The sequence below is a fragment of the Maribacter sp. 1_MG-2023 genome, from assembly GCF_030547005.1.
In the GTDB taxonomy this organism is placed as follows: Bacteria; Bacteroidota; Bacteroidia; order Flavobacteriales; family Flavobacteriaceae; genus Maribacter.
Genome location: NZ_JAUOPN010000033.1, coordinates 1 through 4,007, shown reverse-complemented (window position 1 = coordinate 4,007; position 4,007 = coordinate 1). Strand labels below are relative to the sequence as shown.

2 protein-coding genes and 1 pseudogene are annotated in these 4,007 nt (G+C 37.2%); all 3 read left to right on the top strand.

The features are described from left to right. Positions 1 to 861, top strand: a pseudogene (locus tag Q4500_RS18525) (hypothetical protein); the annotation flags it as partial. Further along, on the top strand, positions 861 to 2,024 hold the full coding sequence (locus tag Q4500_RS18520) for a gliding motility-associated C-terminal domain-containing protein (protein WP_303601044.1): 1,164 nt from the start codon (positions 861 to 863) through the stop codon (positions 2,022 to 2,024). The pseudogene Q4500_RS18525 and the gene Q4500_RS18520, both read left to right, overlap by 1 nt. 234 nt (positions 2,025 to 2,258) lie before the next feature. Then, the coding region (locus tag Q4500_RS18515; RefSeq protein WP_303601043.1) for a hypothetical protein at positions 2,259 to 4,007 on the top strand (1,749 nt) is incomplete at its 3' end.

Sequence of the window (4,007 nt, the reverse complement as noted above, 5' to 3'; positions counted from 1 at the left end):
GATCAAAATGAAATTGAATTACCCGACGATGCTACTGCAACTTCAGGAGATGTTCTTTCGACGGATGCTGCTGGTAATTATTCTTGGATATCTAACAGCGGTCTCACAGGCACAACTGGCTCATTATTTTTTGCAGATGGTATCACAGGAGCACCAATTGAAAACAACAATCAATTAAGATGGAATGAAGGAAATAACAGATTAGCCATAGGAAATATTTCACCCCAAAGCAAACTTGATGTTGATGGGCAAATTCAAGCAAGAGGTGGGTTTGCATCTACGGAGGGAAGTGTAACAAATCCTGGTTATGGCTTTTACACAAATGGCGATACAAACACTGGTATGTTTAGAGTCAGGGATGATGTATTGGCATTTTCAACCGCGGGCGAAGAAAGATTAAGAATGATTGAAGATGGAAATGTAGGTATCGGCATTACAGTGCCTTTAGAAAACTTACATGTAGCTGGAAATATTAGAACTGATGGAGAATTTCGATCTATCATTACGACTATTCAAACTCCTGATTACGTATTTCAAAAGTACTTTATTGGTAATTCCAATTTAAACCCTAATTATGAGTTTTATGATTTAGCTGAAATTGAAGCTTTTGTAAAAGAGAATAATCACCTCCCAGGTGTTAAATCTGCTGCTACTAATAATGAATTGGGCTATTGGAATTTAACCGAATCTTCTAGAGTTAACCTAGAAAAAATAGAAGAACTATTTTTACATACCATTGAGCAAGAAAAGAAAATTAAAGAATTACAAAGTGCCAATACTAACATGAGTACAGAATTAGAGGAGTTAAAAGCTCAAATAGCAGAGATCAAAACCATGTTATTAGAAAAGCAAAACGACTAATGAAAAAATACACACACATACTTTTCTTTCTGTTTGCGGTAACTATTTCTGCCCAAACAGCATTATACAATAACGGTAACTTACGTATTCACGAAGGTGGGCAAATTGGTTTTCATACCAACTTCATTAACGAATCGCCTTTAGATAATAATCTTGGGTTAGCAGGTTTTTACGGATCTGAGCTTTTGACTGTTTCTGGTAATGTTACTCCGCAGTTCCATGATATGGAAATTGCTTTGGAGAACAATATGCAGCTGAATCTTGGTATGGACAATACCAATAACACCAATTTCATTTTTGGTAGTATTCTAACCCCAACTGCGCAACCAGATATATTTTACAATTTCGTAGATAATTCATTTTACAGCGGCGAGAATGACTTTAGTAAAATTGAGGGTTATGCGGCTATTACCAATCAACAGAATTTTGGTTTCCCAGTTGGTGATGTGCAATTTTTAAGACCTTTGATCATAAATTCTGAGAGCGTTAATTTATTTGCTAAATGTTCGTATTATTTTGAAAATCCGAATAATGCACCAGCTCCTTTAGGCAGCTATGATACGGCAACAACTGCCCTAGATGTTGAATTGGTAAATACATTTGAATTCTGGAGATTAGAAGGTTCTATACCTTCGACCGTAACCCTAAGTTGGAACATACGTAGTACTATTGAAAGTTTAACCGATAACGTTGATGAAGTCATACCTGTTGGGTGGAGCAAAGCTTCTCAAAGTTGGGTCAACTTAATTGGTAGTGTTCCTGTAGGTACTTTAACCGAAGGTTTTGTTACTACAGAATCTTTTACCCCAGATGATTATGAAGTTATTACCTTGGGCTCATCTAAAAGTCTGTTTGAACCGTTATCTAGAGATGTACTTTTTATAGATAACTTCTTTGTTTCTGTAAATGGTGACGGTATTAACGACAACTTTTACATTGAAGAATTAGAAGAATATGACAGTAACTTTCTTCAAATCTATGATCGTTACGGACTAAAAGTGTTCGAAAAGACAGACTATGTAAATGATTTTGTCGGATTCTCTAATCTAAACAATGTGCCTTTTGGTGAAGAAAAAGGACTACCTACTGGCGTTTATTTCTATACGATTTACATTCCTGAAGGTGACTTAAATTATCAAGGCTTTTTGTATTTATCTAGATAAACAAGCATTAGAGTTAATCATGCTTTATATAATTCAGGTAAGAATAATCTTTCTAATTTATTGAATTCCTACAAAATTTACATAAAATTTGTATCGCTAAAAGGCACGTTTAAACGTTGTAACTATAGACTTCTCTTGTTTAACAACAAATTTGTCTAGCTACACAACATATTCTATTTTTCCTACAAGACTCGTTTTATTTTTGTGAATGTTAACTATTCCCCCAATATTACGATGTCTACAAAAATTAAATTGCTCCTTTTTCTCGTTCTATTTTCTTTCTGCGTAAACGCTCAGGTTAAAATTGGCGAAAACCCTAATATTATCGATTCCGCTTCCATTGTAGAGCTAGAAAGTACAGATAAAGCATTTGTACTTACCAGACTCACTACTGCACAAATGCAAGCAATTTCTCCACTGAACGGAGCCGTAGTCTATAATACCGACACGCAATGTGTGCATTATTATAACGGATTGATATGGACAAACCTTTGCGATGGTAATTCTTCTTCATCATTTGCATTTAATGATAACGGCGATGGCACCATTACACTTTCTGACGGAAACGGAAACAATGTAACTTTCAATGGAGCAGCACAAACTATATCTACACTTGCAGATAATGGCGATGGTACATATACCTACACCAATGAAAACGGTTTAGAAACGGTTATTTCAATTGCAGTAACCGACAACCAAAATTTACAAACCGACAATACACCTGGGAATATTAGTATTGATAACGGCAACGCTATTGTAATCAATGTAGATGATGCAGATGCAGATGACCAAAATGAAATACAGACGTTAAACTATACTTCGGGAGTATTAACACTATCTAACGACCCAAATGCAACAACTGTTGATTTATCAGCATTTGACCAAGATGCTGCCGATGACTTTTCAGGAAGCTTTAACGATTTAAGTGACCTACCTCTAAATTTAGATACAGATGCTACAGATGATTTTAATACAGGAATCTCTTTTGACGGAACAAATTTAACTGTATCCGATGCCGGTGGCGATGTAAGCACTAATATTAGCGGACTTGCATATGACGATACTGCTATTAGAGCGGATGTTAATCAGAACTCTGCAGACATTGTTAATATAGAAGCTGAGCAAACAACTCAGAATACCACAATTGCTACCAATACAACTGACATCGCAACGAATGCGACAGATATTGATACTCTTGAAGCAGAACAAACAACTCAGAATACCGCAATAGCTACAAACGCTACTGACATCGCTGCGCATAATGCAGCCGATGGTGATTTGAGCGCTACAAACGAATACAACACAGGTATCAGTTTTGATGGAACCGACTTAACCGTTACTGACCTTGGTGGTGACCAAACAATAGACATTAGCGGTCTGGCTTATGACGACACTGCTATCCAAACGGATGTTGATCAGAATACTACCGACATTGCTACCAATGTAACCAATATCGCTACTAACGTAACGGATATCGACAACCTTGAAGCGGAACAAACAACTCAGAATACTGCAATAGCTGCCAATACAACGAACATCGCAACCAATGCGACAGATATTGATGCTCTTGAAGCAGAGCAAACAACTCAGAATACTGCTATCGCTACAAATGCTACAGACATCGCCGCGCATAATGCTGCCGATGGAGATTTAAGTGATTCTAACGAATACAACACAGGTATCAGTTTTGATGGAACAGACCTTACGGTTACAGATCTTGGTGGTGACCAAACAATAGACATTAGCGGTCTGGCTTATGACGACACTGCAATCAGAACCGATGTTGATCAGAATACTGCCGACATTGCTACCAATGTAACCAATATCGCTACTAACGTTACTGACATAGACAATCTTGAAGCGGAACAAACAACTCAGAATACTGCAATAGCTACAAATACAACGAACATCGCCGCGCATAATGCTGCCGATGGAGATTTGAGCGCTACGAACGAATACAACACAGGCATCAGTTTTGATGGA